We start from the raw sequence: 16654 nt of genomic DNA, 5'->3' as shown, positions 1-16654 counted from the left end.
TTATTCGATTAAAAGACAGGCGACCTTTTCAAGGACTAGCATGAAAAAGATTGATGCGATTATTAAACCTTTCAAACTCGATGATGTGCGTGAAGCGCTGGCCGAAGTCGGTATCACCGGGATGACAGTCACTGAAGTAAAAGGCTTTGGCCGCCAGAAAGGGCATACCGAGTTGTATCGTGGCGCGGAATATATGGTGGATTTTCTGCCGAAAGTGAAAATTGAAATCGTCGTGCCGGACGACATCGTCGAGACCTGTGTGGATACCATTATCCGCACGGCGCAGACGGGCAAAATTGGCGATGGTAAGATTTTCGTCTTTGATGTGGCGCGTGTGGTACGTATTCGTACCGGCGAAGAAGACGACGCGGCAATTTAAGCCGCGCCGTGCGCTTGCCGGATGGCGGCGTGAACGCTTTATCCGGCCTACAGCATCCCGTAGGCCTGATAAGCGCAGCGCCATCAGGCATGACGTCATTACAAGACCTTATGCGGGCCGAAGCATTCGTAATGGATGTTTTCGTTTTTCACGCCCAGCTCAACAAGCTGCTTCGCAGCAAACTGCATAAAGCCCACCGGACCGCACAGATAAAACTGCATTGACGAGGTGTCAATGGCGGCTTTCATCGCGCTCAGATCCATCAGACCTTCACTGTCAAAGGCGCCGTTGGCGCGATCAGCTTCGCCAGGGGCACGATACCAGGTGTGCGCAGTAAAGTTCGGCAGCGTTTTGCCCAGTTCGCTCACCTCATCAGCAAACGCATGCACATCACCGTTTTCCGCCGCGTGGAACCAGTTGACCTGCGCGGTGTGGCTCGCTTTCGCCAGCGTATCCAGCATTGCCAGCATCGGCGTTTGACCGACGCCAGCAGAGATCAGGGAAACCGGCGTATCTGGAGTAACCGCCATAAAGAAATCGCCCGCTGGCGCGGCTAAATGCACCACATCGCCGATGTTCGCATGGTTATGCAGCCAGTTTGACACCTGACCGCCTTCTTCACGCTTAACGGCAATGCGATAACCTTTGCCATCCGGTTTGCGGGTCAGGGAATACTGTCGAATCTCCTGATGTGGAAAACCTTCCGGCTTCAGCCAGACGCCCAGGTATTGTCCTGGCTGGTACTCGGCTACCTGCCCGCCGTCAACCGGTTCAAATTCGAAGCTGGTGATCAACGCGCTGCGTGGTGTTTTCGCCACGATACGGAACGGACGCGTGCCTTCCCAGCCGCCGGTTTTACGGGCGTTTTCGCTGTAGATTTGCGCTTCACGGTTGATGAACACGTTAGCCAGTACGCCATAAGCTTTACCCCATGCGTCCAGCACTTCCTGACCCGGGCTGAACATTTCGTCCAGCGTTGCCAGCAGGTGCGTCCCGACAATGTTGTACTGCTCTGGTTGGATCTGGAAGCTGGTGTGTTTCTGCGCGATTTTTTCGACGGCAGGCAGCAGGGCAGGCAGATTCTCGAGATTACTGGCATAGGCGGCAATAGCATTAAACAGGGCTTCACGCTGATCGCCATTACGCTGGTTGCTCATGTTAAAAATTTCTTTGAGTTCAGGGTTATGAGCAAACATGCGATCGTAAAAATGGGCCGTCAGTTTAGGACCGGTTTCTACCAGCAGGGGAATGGTGGCTTTTACAGTGGCGATGGTTTGGGCGTCAAGCATACAGTCTTCCTTTTTATGAATCTTTAATGATGTATATCAAATGCATCTTATAAAAAATACCCCTGCACTGTAAATGGTTCTTTGTAACTTTACGTTTTAAACGTAACAACGTGAAAAATCTGCATCACAAACCTGAAAAGAAATCCGTTGAAATTTGTAAGGTCTTCATTCACCAAAGCCTTGCGCAGTATGAAGGTAATCGTTTGCGTAAAATCCTTTGTCAAGACCTGTTATCACAGAATGATTCAGTTATACTGTTGCCCGTTGTCCAACAGGACCGCCTTTTAAGGCCAAAAATTCTATCGTTAGCTGAGTCAGGAGATGCGGATGTTAAAGCGTGAAATGAACATTGCCGATTATGATGCCGAACTGTGGCAGGCTATGGAGCAAGAAAAAGTACGTCAGGAAGAGCACATCGAACTGATCGCCTCCGAAAACTACACTAGCCCACGCGTCATGCAGGCTCAGGGCTCTCAGCTGACGAACAAATACGCTGAAGGTTATCCGGGCAAGCGCTACTACGGCGGTTGCGAATATGTGGATATCGTAGAGCAACTGGCAATTGACCGCGCGAAAGAACTGTTTGGCGCCGACTACGCTAACGTACAGCCGCACTCTGGTTCTCAGGCTAACTTCGCTGTCTACACTGCGCTGCTGCAGCCGGGCGATACCGTTCTGGGTATGAACCTGGCGCAAGGCGGCCACCTGACTCACGGCTCTCCGGTTAACTTCTCTGGCAAACTGTACAACATCGTACCTTACGGTATTGATGAGTCCGGTAAAATTGACTATGAAGAGATGGCGCAGCTGGCTCAAACGCACAAACCGAAGATGATCATCGGCGGCTTCTCTGCTTACTCCGGTATCGTTGACTGGGCCAAAATGCGTGAAATCGCCGACAGCATCGGCGCTTACCTGTTCGTCGATATGGCACACGTTGCGGGCCTGATTGCCGCTGGCGTTTATCCGAACCCGGTTCCACATGCTCATGTGGTCACCACCACCACCCACAAAACCCTGGCGGGTCCGCGCGGCGGCCTGATCCTGGCGAAAGGTGGTGACGAAGAGCTGTACAAAAAACTGAACTCTGCTGTCTTCCCAAGCGCGCAGGGCGGCCCGCTGATGCACGTGATCGCCGGTAAAGCCGTTGCGCTGAAAGAAGCGATGGAGCCAGAGTTCAAAGTCTACCAGCAGCAGGTTGCGAAAAACGCCAAAGCGATGGTGGAAGTGTTCCTGAACCGTGGCTACAAAGTGGTGTCTGGCGGTACGGAAAACCACCTGTTCCTGCTGGATCTGGTCGATAAAAACCTGACCGGTAAAGAAGCTGACGCTGCCCTGGGCCGCGCCAACATTACCGTAAACAAAAACAGCGTGCCGAACGATCCGAAGAGCCCGTTTGTGACCTCCGGTATCCGTATCGGTTCTCCGGCTATCACCCGTCGCGGCTTTAAAGAAGCGGAAGCGAAAGAGCTGGCAGGCTGGATGTGTGATGTGCTGGACAACATCAATGATGAAGCGGTCATCGAGCGCATCAAAGGTAAAGTTCTGGATATCTGCGCACGCTTCCCGGTTTACGCATAACCGGTATTGCAGAAAACAAAAGGCCGCGCGACGCGGCCTTTTTTCTTTTTTTAGCGCCGGTCAAGGGAAATGGCGCCCGGCCCCGTCAGCGCCAGCAGCAGGAATCCTCCCGCAATGCTGACATTCTTATAGAAGTTAATCATATTCGGCCCCACCGCATCCCCGGTCATATTCCAGAAGTGATGACCAATCACCGCCGTGCCCAACGTATAGAAGACGAAAACAATGGCCAGCGGGCGCGTGAAAAACCCCAGAACAATCAGGATCGCTGCCGGAACCTCCATCACGACAGCAATAATGGCTGCCAGCATTGGCGCAGGTGTACCGAGAGAAGTCATGTATTGCACGGTCCCATCAAATCCCGTCAGCTTCGGAAAGCCAAAAATAATAAACAGAATCGCCAGCGCAATACGGGCAAGCAATAAAAACAGATGGCGTGATTCACCGAAATCAAAATAGCGTAACGTGTTCATAGCAGGCTCATTAACATGAGTAACGTACTTTAAAATTAATACACAACGGCCCGCCTCGCCATTGGCTAAATGTCGTTCAGTTGCGACTCGACGTACAGATAACCAATCCCCATAAGCTGCTGAGCGCGGGTCAGGGTGCCAAGGCCAATCTGCGTCGCTTTCGCTCGCGGATTATCACCGTGATCGAAAGGATTAAATCCCGTCTGTTGCCGTAGCGTATTGAGCCAGGGTTCACCGAAGGCGCAACTGCGTCCGTACAGCCAGATTTGATTGATATTCAGGATGTTGAGAAAGTTATACAGGCTTAAGCCAATAGCGCTGGCGGCATGTTCCACCCATGCCTGAATGCGCACATCTCCCTTGCGCCAGGCATCGATCAGCATATCCGTGGTCAGCGTTTCCGGATCCCTTCCCGGCACTGGCTGCGCCTTCATCCAGACTCTGGCCTGTTTTTTCAGGGCGCTCAGGGAGGCGACGGTTTCCAGACAACCGTAACGACCGCAGTCGCAGGCAATACCGTCAGGATTGATGATGGTATGTCCAATCTGGCCGCTGCCGTACAGGCTGCCACGCCAGATGTTGTCGTGAATGACGAACGATGAGCCAATACCGTAATCGACATTAATGACACAGAAATCTGCGTTGGCTGCTGGGTTCTGCCATTTTTCCGCCAGTGCCAGCATCACGCAGTCATTGTCCAGACGGACCTGGATGCCGAGCCGCTCTTCCAGCAGATATTTTATTTCTACCGGCGTTTTCCACGGCGCCTGCGGCATCGTTTTCGATGCACCCGTGATCGGGTCCACCTGACCGTGAACGCCCAGCGCCAGATTGATCGTGGTGTCGGGGTAGCGCTGACGCCAGCGCCGCCAGTGGCTGGCTATCGCCGTGAGCAGGGCTTCAGGCGTCGCGGCGTTGATCACCTCATGCTGCCAGTCACCCACGGCCACCAGACGGGCATCGGCAAGTTGACTGGTCAGGCTGGTGGGGGTGACGTTCATGCACAGCGTCCACGCGCCCTGTTCCGGCAGATGAAAACTCCCGCTGCTGAGCCCGCGCTGGCTCAGCGTTTCACGGGAATGGCAAATCCGTCCTTCATCCAGCAACTCTTCAAGGATGTTACTCACCGCCGGAATCGACAGGCCGGTGAGCTGCGCCAGTTGCGATTTACTGAGCTGCTTTTCGCGCCACAAATGTGACAGGAAGATCTGTTTATTCGTCTGTCTGACCCGGGCGTTATTGAACCCTGAACGCGGCATACACTTAACTCCCTTAACTATATTGCGTGAGCATTGCGCATTTTACCGCCAGTTAACTGCCGCACAATGCTTTCAGGATGAATTTTTACTTTTGTTTATTGAGTGGAGGTTACATGTACGGTTCAGTAAAGGTCTGGCAGGAAACCGTCTCACTACCGACATGGACGGTGGGAGAGGAAGATCCCAATCCAATGTTCCTGGAAAAACGGGTTTATCAGGGGTCTTCAGGCGCGGTTTACCCTTATGGCGTAATTGACACCCTGACCGGCAAGCGTGAGAAGCGCGATTACCAGGCGGTGTGGATGGAAAACGACTTTATCCGCGTCATGCTGTTGCCGGAACTGGGCGGGCGTATTCATCGTGCGTATGACAAAGTGCAACAGCGCGATTTTGTCTATTACAACGAAGTGGTGAAACCTGCACTGGTTGGCCTGCTGGGGCCGTGGATCTCCGGGGGGATCGAATTTAACTGGCCGCAGCATCACCGTCCCACTACTTTTATGCCCGTAGATTTTACGCAGCGGGCAGGGGACTACGGTGAACAAACCGTCTGGATGGGCGAAGTGGAACCGATGCGTGGCTTGCAGGTGATGACCGGATTCACACTCTATCCGGATCGCGCGCTGATCGAAATCACCGGTAAAGTCTTCAACGGTAACGCCACGCCGCGCCACTTTTTATGGTGGGCGAACCCGGCGGTGAAGGGCGGTGACGATCACCAGAGCGTGTTCCCACCTGATGTCACTGCCGTATTCGATCACGGCAAGCGCGATGTTTCCGCTTTTCCGATCGCCACGGGCACCTATTACAAAGTCGATTACTCGGCGGGAGTGGATATCTCCCGCTATAAGAATGTGCCGGTGCCGACCTCATACATGGCGGAAAAATCGGACTACGATTTTGTCGGCGCCTGGCATCACGGTGAACGTGGTGGGTTATTACATGTTGCCGATCATCACATCTCACCGGGGAAAAAGCAGTGGAGCTGGGGCTACGGGGATTTTGGCGTAGCCTGGGATCGTAACCTGACCGATGAGAATGGCCCGTACATCGAATTAATGACCGGGGTGTTTACCGACAACCAGCCGGATTTCACCTGGCTTGCTCCTTACGAGGAGAAGGTATTCGTCCAGAACTTCCTGCCCTACAGCGAATTAGGGATGGTGCAAAACGCCAGTACCGACCTGGCGATGCGGCTGGTGCGTGATGAAAGCCAACTGTCCGTTGGTGTTTATGCGGTTGCGCCATTGCATGACGTGCAGGTGACACTCAGCGCGGACGGTGCGCCTTTTTTTGAAACCACGCTGACGCTGGCACCGGGGGAAAGCTGGCTGACGACGCTTGTCGATTCGGGCTATTCGCGGATCACCATGACGGTCACCCGTCACGACGGTCAGACGTTGCTGCAATACGAAGAACATATTGCTGACGATCTGCCGCTGCCCTCGGCAGCCTCGGCTCCCGCGCAGCCGGCGGCGCTCTCCAGTACCGATGAGCTCTACTTTATCGGTCAGCATCTGGAGCAGTACAACCATGCCAGTCGTTACGCCGGGGATTACTATCGCCGGGCACTGGAGATCGATCCGCTGGATTACCGCAACAACGTCGCGCTGGGGACGCTGGCGCTGAACCAGGCTGACTGGACGCAGGCCGAACGCTACGCGAGAGCAGCCTTACAGCGGGCGCATCACCTGAACAAAAACCCGCGAGATGGCGAAGCCAGTATGTTGTTGGCTGCTGCGCTGGAGCGTCAGGGCGATTGCGGGCAGGCCTGGGATCATTACTACAAGGCGAGCTGGAGCGGAAACTGTCGCGACGCGGCCTTCTGGTCGCTGGCGAGAATAGCAATGGCGCGCGGCGACGTTACGGATGCACTGGAGAAGGTGACGCAGAGCCTGCGCTTTAACGGTAGCAATAACCTGGCAATGGGACTGAAAGCTCTGGCGCTGGCAGCGCAGGGGCGCACATCAGAGGCGCTGAAGTACATTGAACAGCAGCTTGCGGACTATCCACTCAGCTACGTGCTGCACTATGCCCGCTGGGCGATACGTCGGGATGAACCGTCGAAAACGGCGCTTATCGCCATTACCGGTCGCCGCGGTATTAACGCCTGCGAATTGGCAGGATGGCTACGCTCTTTCGGCCAAAAAGCCGCGGCGCGCGAACTGCTGGAACTGCTGGACAGTCAGGAAACGCTGCCGTTACTGTGGCGGGCGTCGCTGAGCGACAATCCGCAGCCGTTCATCGACCAGGCACGTGCTTGCCTGACTAACCGGGTGCGTTTCCCGAACACTCTCGATGAAGTGCAGATGCTGCAAACGCTGGAGCACAGCGCTTACGCCCGCTACCTGTTGGGCTGCTTCTGGTACAGCAAACGCCGCTACGAAGAGGCGCTTTCCTGCTGGCAATTTACCCTGCAACAGGAGCCCGAATTTGCGCCCGTGCACCGTCTGCTGGGGATTTATGCGTGGAACAAACAGCACGATGGCGTTCAGGCACAACAGTTTTTGTCGCAGGCTGTGGCGCTGGAGCCTGACAATGCCCGTTTCCTGTTTGAACGGGATTACCTTAATAAACTCCTGGCAACCCCCATTGAGCAGCGTTTGCGACAGCTTGAATCGCATAAAGCCGTGGTGTTCCAGCGTGACGATTTAACCGTGGAGTTGCTCAGCCTGTGGAATGGTCTGGGCCGCTACGATGACGCAGCGAAGATCCTTGGCGAGCGCGTGTTCCATCCCTGGGAAGGCGGGGAAGGGAAAGCGACCGGGCAATATTTGCTTAATCAATTACACCGGGCCCTGGTCGCTATCGGCAAGGCGGAGTTCGACCGCGCGACGCTGCTGTTACAGCAGGCGCTGAGCTATCCGCATAATCTGGGGGAAGGGCGTTTACCGGGGCAAACCGATAACGATATCTGGTATCTGTTGGGGTATTGCGCGCAGCGCCAGGGGCAGCATGACGCTGCGCAGCGTTATTTTGCGAACGCCACCCGCGGCGGAAGTTCGCTGGATGCCAGTCGTTATTACAACGATCAGCCCGTGGACTATCTCTTCTGGCAGGGTATGGCGCTGAAAACACTGGGTGAACGCGACGATGCAGAGCAACTCTTCAAAAGCTTCCTGCAATGGGCCGAGTTACAGCGCGACCACGTGCCGGAAGTGGATTTCTTTGCCGTCTCATTACCGGATCTGGTGGTGCTTGATACGCCAGCAGAGGCGAAGCATCAGCAGCACGGCCTGTTTATCACCGCGTTAGGCGAGCTCGGGCTGGGGAATTTGCCTGCCTGCCAACAGGCGCTTGACGCACTTCTGCAACAGAATCCGGCGCATGACAAAGCTCTGTTCCTGCGCCATGTCATCAGACTGGAGTTATTGCACTAAACCCTGAGCCGGTGGCGGTGACGCCACCGGAAACCTACTGTTCCCTGCGTTTCCCTGAAAGAGGAATCATAATGAATAACGCGCAGACACATTTAAAAATCGGCTACGTCTGGACCATCTGTCTGGTCGCGGCCTGTGGTGGTTTGCTGTTTGGCTACGACTGGGTGGTGATTGGCGGGGCAAAGCCTTTTTATGAAGCGTACTTTTCGATAACCGATCCGGCACAGTCCGGCTGGGCGATGAGCTCAGCGCTGGTGGGCTGTATTTTTGGCGCGTTGATTTCGGGCTGGTGCGCCGATAAATTTGGCCGGAAAATGCCACTGATCCTTTCTGCCATTCTGTTCAGCGCCTCGGCATGGGGAACCGCCGTGGCCAGTAACTTCGATATGTTTGTGATTTACCGCATCGTTGGCGGCGTCGGGATTGGCCTGGCGTCAGCGCTCAGCCCGCTGTACATCGCCGAAGTCAGTCCGGCGGAAAAACGCGGACGTTTTGTGGCGGTGAACCAGTTGACTATTGTCATTGGCGTGCTGGCGGCGCAACTGATCAACCTGATGATCGCCGAACCGGTTGCCACGGGTGCGACTCAACAGGCAATCGTCGAAAGCTGGAACGGGCAGATGGGCTGGCGCTGGATGTTTGGCGCAGAGTTAGTTCCCGCGCTGGCGTTTCTGGTGCTGATGTTTTTCGTCCCGGAATCCCCGCGTTGGCTGGTGAAGGCGGGTAAACCGGAGCGTGCGCGTGCCATGCTGCAACGCATTGGCTCTGCGGAGTACGCCGGGCAGACGCTGAAAGAGATCGAGCACACGCTGCGTAAAGATAATCACAAAGTCGCATGGTCAACGCTGCTGCAACCGCAGATCAAACCGATCGTTATCATCGGCATGGTGCTGGCTGTCTTCCAGCAGTGGTGCGGGATCAACGTGATCTTTAACTATGCGCAGGAGATTTTCGCCTCTGCGGGTTTCGACATCAACGGTACGCTGAAATCTATCGTTGCCACCGGTATTATCAACCTGGTCTTTACCCTTGCCGCGCTGCCGCTGGTGGACAAAATTGGTCGCCGCAAGCTGATGCTGTTTGGCGCATCCGGCCTGACGGTGATTTATGTGTTGATTGCCGGCGCCTACGGAATGGGGATTATGGGCTGGCCGGTGCTGGTTCTGGTGCTGGCGGCCATTGCGATTTATGCCCTGACGCTGGCACCGGTCACCTGGGTGCTGCTGTCTGAGATCTTCCCAAACCGCGTGCGCGGCCTGGCGATGTCGCTGGGTACGCTGGCGCTGTGGATTGCCTGCTTCCTGCTGACCTATACCTTCCCGCTGCTCAATGCCGGACTGGGTGCCGCCGGGAGTTTCCTGCTCTACGGCGTGATTTGTGCGATGGGTTATCTCTACGTGCTGCGTCATGTGCCGGAAACCAAAGGCGTAACGCTGGAAGCGCTGGAGGAACAACTGGCGGCCAGACATTTGAAAGCCAGTCCATCGGCACAACCAAAAAGCGTGCGCTGATGACCACGCCGCTGACGTTGCATAACGCGCATCTGCGGATGCGCGTGGACCCTCAGGGCGGCGCGCTGTTGTCGCTGTTTTCGTTACAGCATCAACAGCCGGTATTACGCGCAGGGGAGGGGCGAACCGCCGGTGATTGCGGATTGTTTCCGATGCTACCGGTTGCCAATCGCGTGGCCGGTAACGGCTTCAACCAGCGCGGAACCGAGGTGCAGCTGCCGCTGCATGACGCTGACGCGCGGTTTTTTCTGCACGGTGACGGCTGGCTTAAGCGCTGGGAGGTGACGGCGGTGACCGATGATAGCTGTTCGCTGCGTCTGCGCAGTCAACTTGCGTGCGGATATGACTATCTGGCGGAACTCCAGTATGTGCTGGAGGCGTCGGTACTCAGGGCGTCGCTGACGATCGCTCATCTGGGCAAACGTCCCATGCTGTACGGCTGCGGTTTCCATCCGTTTTTTGTCTTTGATGCGCGCAGCACCGTACAGTTTTCGGCCAGCGGTTACTGGCCGGAAGGCGAACATCACTTGCCGCTGGCCTGGCAGAGTGAACTTCCGGAGGATGCGGATTTCACCTCCGCGCAATACGGTGCGGACCGTTGGCTGAATGTGGGGTATTCCGGCTGGGGCGGACAGGCAGTTATCCAGCGTGATGTGATGCGTGTCACGATTTCTGCGCAAACTTCCTGGCTTATGCTTTTCAGAATGCTGGGCCAGTCATTTCTTTGTCTGGAACCGCAGACGCATCCGGTGAATGCCCACCACATGCCGGGGCAGCCGGGATTGCAGATGTTAGGCCCGGATGAGCAGTGCCATTTCGCGATGCAAATCCGCGTGGAGTAACGGCAAAAGCATGTTATGTCACTGTTAATGTTCACTTGCGCCAGCCTGCGTTTATCGCCAGACTATCGCCTCCACACGGGAGGGGATCATGTCTTTGCACTCCACGCGCTGGCTGGCGCTCGGTTACTTCACCTACTTTTTTAGCTACGGGATTTTTCTTCCCTTCTGGAGCGTCTGGCTTAAAGGGCTTGGCCTGACGCCGGAAACGATCGGTCTCTTATTAGGCGCTGGTCTGGTCGCTCGTTTTCTTGGCAGTTTGATCATTGCCCCACGGGTCAGCGATCCGTCACGGCTGATCTCCGCGTTACGCATTCTGGCGCTACTGACGCTGATCTTTGCGCTGGCCTTCTGGGCCGGAACGCATGTCGCCTGGCTGATGGTGGTGATGGTCGGATTTAACCTCTTCTTCTCTCCGCTGGTGCCGCTCACGGACGCGCTGGCGAATACCTGGCAAAAGCAGATTACCATGGACTACGGACGGGTGCGTCTGTGGGGATCGGTCGCGTTTGTGATTGGTTCTGCGTTGACCGGTAAACTGGTCAGCCTGTTTGATTACCGGGCGATTCTGGCGCTGCTGACGCTTGGCGTCGCCTCAATGCTGCTGGGAATGCTCATTCGCCCCAGCGTGCTGCCACAGGGAGAAAGCCGTCATCAGGAGAGCGCCGGCTGGCCCGCCTGGCGTACGCTGGTGACACAGAGCTGGCGCTTTCTGGCTTGTGTCTGTCTGTTGCAGGGGGCGCATGCCGCCTATTACGGTTTTAGCGCCATTTACTGGCAGGGCGCGGGGTATTCCGCGTCGGCGGTCGGTTATCTCTGGTCGCTTGGCGTGGTGGCGGAAGTGGTTATTTTTGCGCTGAGCAACAAACTGTTCCGTCGTTTCAGCGCTCGCGATCTGTTGTTGCTCTCGGCCGTCTGCGGGGTGATTCGCTGGGGGCTGATGGGCTGGACGACGGCGCTGCCGTGGCTGATTGTGGTGCAGATCCTCCATTGCGGCACGTTTACTGTGTGCCACCTGGCGGCGATGCGCTATATCGCGGCGCGACAGGGCAGCGAAGTGATCCGTCTGCAGGCGGTCTATTCTGCGGTGGCGATGGGCGGCAGCATTGCCATCATGACCGTGTTTGCCGGTTTCCTGTATCAACATTTGGGTAACGGCGTCTTCTGGGTGATGGCGCTGGTGGCGCTACCGGCGATGGTGCTGCGGCCAAAAGTGGCCGCTTCAGCCTGATTCCAGCATTTTGCGGATCTGCTGCTGCTGATGCGGCGTCAGCGCCTGATCCGCGTGAATCAACGGTGGTGAAAAGAGCGGCAGCAGCGTGGCGTAAGGCGTGACAATCAACGCCACGCCGCGCGGCGAGCCCTCCTGCTGAAAGGTCCGCATGGGCAATGGCCTGATGTTCAGTGGCAGCAGCGTCAGTTCACGTAGTTGCTGCTCAATCTCCTGCTCCAGTTTTGGATCGTCACCGGTGAGTAAGACGACCTGTTTCTCATGCAGATCGTTTTCCTGCATCAGCCACGCGCCAAAGATGACCGCCACCAGTCCCGTCTCTTCTTCGGAAAACTCAACGTCATACTCTTCTTCAAACCCGCGTAACGCATCGCGGGTGGTACGCATCAGGCGCGGATAGAGTCGAGCGAATTCATCCGGCAGGGTGTTATCGATGCCAATCGAAAACAGGCAGCGGTTCAGCGCCTGGGACAGATGGATATAGAGCTGATCGTTTAGCCCCTGCTCGTCATTAAAACGCACTGCGCCCATTTCGCGAAAACGCAGGATCAGTCGCGCTATCGACAGACGTAACCGCCGGTTCTGTTGATGGTTATCGCGAATCGGGTCCGGTATGCGAACCATCGAAAACAGTAACGCCATAAACAGCGATTCCGTTAATGGTGCATCCTGGCGGACACGGCGCTGCCAGTGACGGCCTATCTCCTGCGCTAGCGCATATTCGGCACAGGACTGCGCCCAGCGCTGCTGGACAGGATTAAATTCCGGGGAGATCCCCGCGTGGTGCTGCAACAGACAATATTGCAGATAGAGGTGCAGGAACTGGATGTCCCGGCACTCAAACGGCTTTTGCAGGCGACGTGCGCAGAGGTTAATCAGCGCATGCAGATTGGTATCATCATACAGCGTGCGCAGGATCCCCCGTTGTTTGAGTTCAGTTTTAAGGGCAGGGGCAAAGTGTTGCGTTATGTACGCCGGACACAAACGCAGTCCGCGTCTGAGCCAGTGCAAGAGGCAGAGGCGTTGGTTAAGCGCAGTACCTTCGATCCGGTAGCACCCATTCGGACCAGTGCTAATACTGAGTCGATGATAACGCTGGATCTCCAGACCCGTTTCAACAATATCCTCACGGGCAACAGCATCATCGACACCATTTAGCGCACTGAACATTTCCGCGGTGGCAATTTGCCCCGGCTGGAAAAGCGTCAGCAAAACCTGGCAACGGCGCTGGGGAGCGGAAAGTACAGATGGCGGAGCAAGCGTTGGCATCATCTGTCGGATCTCCCGTATGTATGTCAGATAAGAATAGCTAAAGTTTTTCCATAGCCATTACGGATGAAATGTTTTGCGTCAGGATTGCAGGGAGAGGTCACAGAATTTTTCACGGGTGAGGCTGTTTCATAAAGTTTAACGCAACGCGTTAATCGGATTTTTCGCGTTTTTTATCTTCAGATTGCATATAAAAAAGCCTCGCCGAAGAGGGCGAGGCTGAAAAGTTACTAATGGATTAACGGCCTTGTCGCAGGGTTAACCCGACATCCCCACCCGGATGCACCGCCAGCAGTGTTTCTCTGGAATAGCCGCTCTCGCTCATCAGGCAGGCGCAGGCGGCATCAAAGATCGCAATCACCAGCATAATTGAGGTGGTTGCCAGCATGTTTAGCGGATCTGCCTCGCGCTGTACGCCGGTCGAAATGACCAGCCGGGCGGCCTTCGCAATGGCGGAATCCGGGTTTTCCGTGACGCTGATAATCGGCACGTTGCGTGCCGCAAGGCCCGGCAACAAGCGTGTGAGCTCATCAGAATTACCGCCGCGCGAGAGTAAAATCATTCGATCGTCAGCGCGTAAAAAACCGAGATCGCCGTGGGCGGCATCGGTGGCGTTAAGGTAAATCGCCGGGCGCTCAACGCAGGAGAGCATGTGGGCGATTTTACGCGCCGCAATACCAGAGGTGCCGACGCCGGTGACCACGATTTTCCCGCGACATTCGCGCAGTTCCGTCATTAACGCTTCCCAGAGCGGTTCGCTCAAATGCTGACCCAAACCGGCAAGGGCCTCGCTGTAGAGTGTCCAGGTTTCGCTAGCCTGTTGCCATGCGCTGTTCATGCGTCCCCCTGCATCAACTGGCGGTATTTCATGTGATCCTGATACATCTCGTGGAACACCTGATATTTGCGATCGTAATACTGCTTAATGAGATTGGTCTGCGGGGTGACCGTTTTACCAATGCGGCTCATGGCCGACATCGCTTCCGGGAACGTTTCGAAAACGCCAGCCGCGAGGGTGCCCATCATCGCGCCGCCAAGCAGCATCGCTTCACTCTCTTCGGGCAGTAACATCGCACAGCCGGTGGCGTTGGCATGCTCCTGCACAAAAATCGGGTTCTTCGTGCCGCCGCCGCTGGCCATAATGGTATCGATGCTGTAACCACTCTGGTTCATGGTCTCAATGATGTGGCGCGTCCCCAGCGCAATGGCCTGGATAGTGGCCAGATAGTGCAGCGCCATGTCTTCCGGCGTGCGGGAAAGTTTCAGGCCGCTGATTGCGCCAGTCAGCGTCGGGTTGGCACGCGGCGAACGGTTGCCGTGGAAGTAGGGCAGAATATGGATATCGCGGGTCAGGAAGGCGATATTCTCCGGCTCACCCGCCATTTTGCGCAGGAGCGCATTCAGCACTTCATAAATGGTCTGCCCTTGTGCTTTCGCCTGCGTCAGCAGCGTGTCATAACACGGGTGCGACTGAATCATGTGGTCGATGAGCGCGCCCGTCGCGGACTGTCCACCTTCATTGAGCCAGTATTCCGGCAACACGGCGGAATAGTAAGGACCCCAGACGCCGCCGATAAAGCGCGGCTCTTTTGAGATTGCCATGTGACCGGTTGAGGTACCGCCAATCAGCGCAACGCGACGATCAAAATCGGCGACTTCGCCAGAGACGCCGCAGGCGCCCAGGGTGCCGAGCGTACCGGCGTGCGCGTCGATAATCGACACGCTGACGGCTGTGCCCGGAATCAGCCCCATTTCACTGGCGGCGCGCTGAGTCAGACCGTGACCGAGCGGTTCACCCATTGTTTTCACATAACGGCCAATTTTCGCGGCATCGTGTTCCAGCAGATCTTCCAGCCCAATCTCGCGGAAATAGCTGGCATCCCACTTATCTTCATGGCCCATATAGGTCCATTTACACACCGTGGAGCAGAGCGAACGCGTGTCATCGCCGGTGGCGCGCCAGGTCAGAAAGTCAGGCAGATCAAAATAGTAACCCGCGTTGGCCCAGGTGTTAGGCATATGCTGTTTCAACCACAGCAGTTTTGGCGTCTGCATTTCCGGGGAGATGATCCCGCCCACGTAGTCCAGCACCCGATGGTGCAGAGCGTTAATACGATCGGCCTGAGTGATCGCGCGGTGATCCATCCACACGATAATGTTCTGTTCGCTGCGCCCGGAAGGGCTGATGGTCAGCGGTTTACCTTCTTTATCAAGCACCACCAGCGAGCAGGTGGCGTCAAATCCCAGCCCCTTCACCTGGATTGGGTTGATATCGGACTGATTAATGGCATCGCGAACCGCGTTGCAAACGGCCTGCCAGATGTTATCGGACGACTGCTCAACGAAGTCGGCCTGCGGGCGATAAATCTCGATGGCGCGAGTGGCCTGCCCGACCATTCTGCCGTTGAGATCAAACACCCCTGCACGGGCGCTGCCGGTTCCTACATCCACACCAATAAAATAACTCGCCATAATTTTTCTCCTGAAATCAGGCTCTACGATTCTGTAATGCGATAAAGAGGATGAGTACCGCGCCCCAAAGCGCCATCGTCAAATAACTACTGATCCCCAGCAAGTTAAAGCCGCTTTCCAGCATTTGCAGCACAATCAGCGCCAGCACCAGCCCGATGATGCGGCCGAATCCGCCGTCCGGATTGATGCCACCCAGCACCGAAGCGAGAATAGTGACCAACAGATAAGACTCACCGTATCCGGCCTTCGCCGAGTTGAATTTCGCCATCATTAAGATTGCGGCCACCCAGCCGAGCAGAGCGGAAATGACATAGACGGAAATCTGTACCCGAACGGTATTCACGCCGCTGTAGCGGGTTGCCTGTTCGTTCGAGCCCATCAGATAAAGACTGCGGCCCAGCGTGGTGTGTTCCAGCAACACCCACAACAGCACCGCAACCACGATGAACAGCAGCAGAGCCACGGGAATACCTGCGAGGGTGGCGTTGCCGAGGTACTGAATCGCCGCCGGGAAGCCGGAGATCACCGTGCCGTTGGAGAGCAAAATATTCAGCCCGGAGATAAGCGTCATGGTACCCAGCGTGGCGAGGATCGGCGATACGCCAACCCAGGCAATCAGCGCCCCGTTCAGGGTCCCAATCGCTACGGCGACCGCTGCGCCCGCCAGCAGCGCCAGCGCGAGAAACAGCGGATTGTCCGGATGGCTGACAATGACCGCCGCCATCACCAGTGAACAGGCGTTAGCGCCAGCGATAATCGACAGGTTGATGCCGCCGGTCAGCATGGTCATCCCCATTCCCAGCGCCAGCATGCCGAGGATCGGTAGCTGTGAGCCGATGGACTGGAAGTTCGCGACGCTGAAAAAGCGAGTGCCCAACAGCGCGGAGAAGACGACGGCGACGACGATAATAATCACGCACTGCAGGCGGATGATCGCATCACCGGGTAATACTTTTGCGAAGGCTTTCATC

The 16654-nt window shown here is 56.1% G+C and carries 13 protein-coding genes and 1 pseudogene; 6 read left to right on the top strand and 8 right to left on the bottom strand.

Annotation, left to right across the window (positions count from 1 at the left end; translation table 11 throughout):
- Window positions 1-40: 40 nt before the first annotated feature.
- The gene (glnB, locus tag QNN88_RS05480) at window positions 41-379 is read left to right on the top strand and encodes a nitrogen regulatory protein P-II (protein ID WP_012906673.1); all 339 of its coding nucleotides are present in this window, start codon (window positions 41-43) and stop codon (window positions 377-379) included.
- On the opposite strand, the pseudogene QNN88_RS05475 reads toward glnB, so the two are convergent.
- Together QNN88_RS05475 and hmpA are read right to left on the bottom strand one after the other, a co-directional pair.
- Window positions 270-494 (bottom strand): annotated as a pseudogene (locus tag QNN88_RS05475) (hypothetical protein); the annotation flags it as partial. The gene glnB and the pseudogene QNN88_RS05475 overlap by 110 nt on opposite strands.
- Complete coding sequence (gene hmpA, locus QNN88_RS05470) at window positions 478-1668, bottom strand: NO-inducible flavohemoprotein (protein WP_414239289.1); 1191 nt, start codon at window positions 1666-1668, stop codon at window positions 478-480. The pseudogene QNN88_RS05475 and the gene hmpA, both read right to left, overlap by 17 nt.
- A 327-nt stretch (window positions 1669-1995) precedes the next feature.
- Between hmpA and glyA the strand changes: the two genes are divergently transcribed.
- Window positions 1996-3249 carry a serine hydroxymethyltransferase gene (glyA, locus tag QNN88_RS05465; protein WP_414239288.1) on the top strand — a complete coding sequence of 418 codons (1254 nt, stop codon included), beginning with the start codon at window positions 1996-1998 and terminating at the stop codon, window positions 3247-3249.
- Window positions 3250-3299: 50 nt separating this feature from the next.
- Here glyA and QNN88_RS05460 read toward each other — a convergent pair whose 3' ends face one another.
- Both QNN88_RS05460 and QNN88_RS05455 read right to left on the bottom strand, forming a co-directional pair.
- Window positions 3300-3722: a DoxX family protein gene (locus QNN88_RS05460; protein WP_414239287.1), complete on the bottom strand. Its 423-nt coding sequence runs from the start codon at window positions 3720-3722 to the stop codon at window positions 3300-3302.
- 65 nt (window positions 3723-3787) lie between these two features.
- Complete coding sequence (locus QNN88_RS05455) at window positions 3788-4981, bottom strand: ROK family transcriptional regulator (RefSeq protein ID WP_414239286.1); 1194 nt, start codon at window positions 4979-4981, stop codon at window positions 3788-3790.
- A 113-nt stretch (window positions 4982-5094) separates the two neighbouring features.
- On the opposite strand from QNN88_RS05455, the gene QNN88_RS05450 reads away from it, so the two are divergent.
- The 4 genes from QNN88_RS05450 (at window position 5095) to QNN88_RS05435 (ending at window position 11942) form a co-directional block, all read left to right on the top strand.
- Complete coding sequence (locus tag QNN88_RS05450; RefSeq protein ID WP_414239285.1) at window positions 5095-8361, top strand: DUF5107 domain-containing protein; 3267 nt, start codon at window positions 5095-5097, stop codon at window positions 8359-8361.
- A 71-nt stretch (window positions 8362-8432) separates the two neighbouring features.
- On the top strand, window positions 8433-9872 hold the full coding sequence (locus QNN88_RS05445) for a sugar porter family MFS transporter (protein ID WP_414239284.1): 1440 nt from the start codon (window positions 8433-8435) through the stop codon (window positions 9870-9872).
- A complete protein-coding gene (locus tag QNN88_RS05440) occupies window positions 9872-10714 on the top strand; it encodes an aldose 1-epimerase (RefSeq protein ID WP_414239283.1) in 843 nt (280 codons plus the stop codon). Before QNN88_RS05445 ends, QNN88_RS05440 begins: the two co-directional genes overlap by 1 nt.
- 88 nt (window positions 10715-10802) lie before the next feature.
- Window positions 10803-11942 (top strand): 3-phenylpropionate MFS transporter, encoded by a 1140-nt coding sequence (locus QNN88_RS05435; RefSeq protein WP_414239282.1) that lies wholly within the window; start codon window positions 10803-10805, stop codon window positions 11940-11942.
- Here QNN88_RS05435 and csiE read toward each other — a convergent pair.
- The 4 genes from csiE to QNN88_RS05415 form a co-directional block, all read right to left on the bottom strand.
- Entirely contained in the window at window positions 11934-13214 is a 1281-nt protein-coding gene (gene csiE / locus QNN88_RS05430; RefSeq protein ID WP_414239281.1) for a stationary phase inducible protein CsiE, read from the bottom strand. The genes QNN88_RS05435 and csiE overlap by 9 nt on opposite strands.
- A 235-nt stretch (window positions 13215-13449) precedes the next feature.
- Window positions 13450-14049: an SIS domain-containing protein gene (locus QNN88_RS05425; protein ID WP_414239280.1), complete on the bottom strand. Its 600-nt coding sequence runs from the start codon at window positions 14047-14049 to the stop codon at window positions 13450-13452.
- Window positions 14046-15683 carry an FGGY-family carbohydrate kinase gene (locus tag QNN88_RS05420; RefSeq protein ID WP_414239279.1) on the bottom strand — a complete coding sequence of 546 codons (1638 nt, stop codon included), beginning with the start codon at window positions 15681-15683 and terminating at the stop codon, window positions 14046-14048. The genes QNN88_RS05425 and QNN88_RS05420 overlap by 4 nt, the downstream gene beginning before the upstream one ends.
- A gap of 16 nt (window positions 15684-15699) precedes the next feature.
- A complete protein-coding gene (locus QNN88_RS05415) occupies window positions 15700-16653 on the bottom strand; it encodes an ABC transporter permease (protein ID WP_414239278.1) in 954 nt (317 codons plus the stop codon).
- Between the last annotated feature and the right edge of the window lies 1 nt (window position 16654).

Origin of the sequence: Citrobacter sp. ANG330, assembly GCF_047467925.1 — a bacterium.
Taxonomy (GTDB): Bacteria; Pseudomonadota; Gammaproteobacteria; order Enterobacterales; family Enterobacteriaceae; genus Citrobacter_A; species Citrobacter_A amalonaticus_G.
This window is presented reverse-complemented; position numbering and strand designations above follow the sequence as displayed.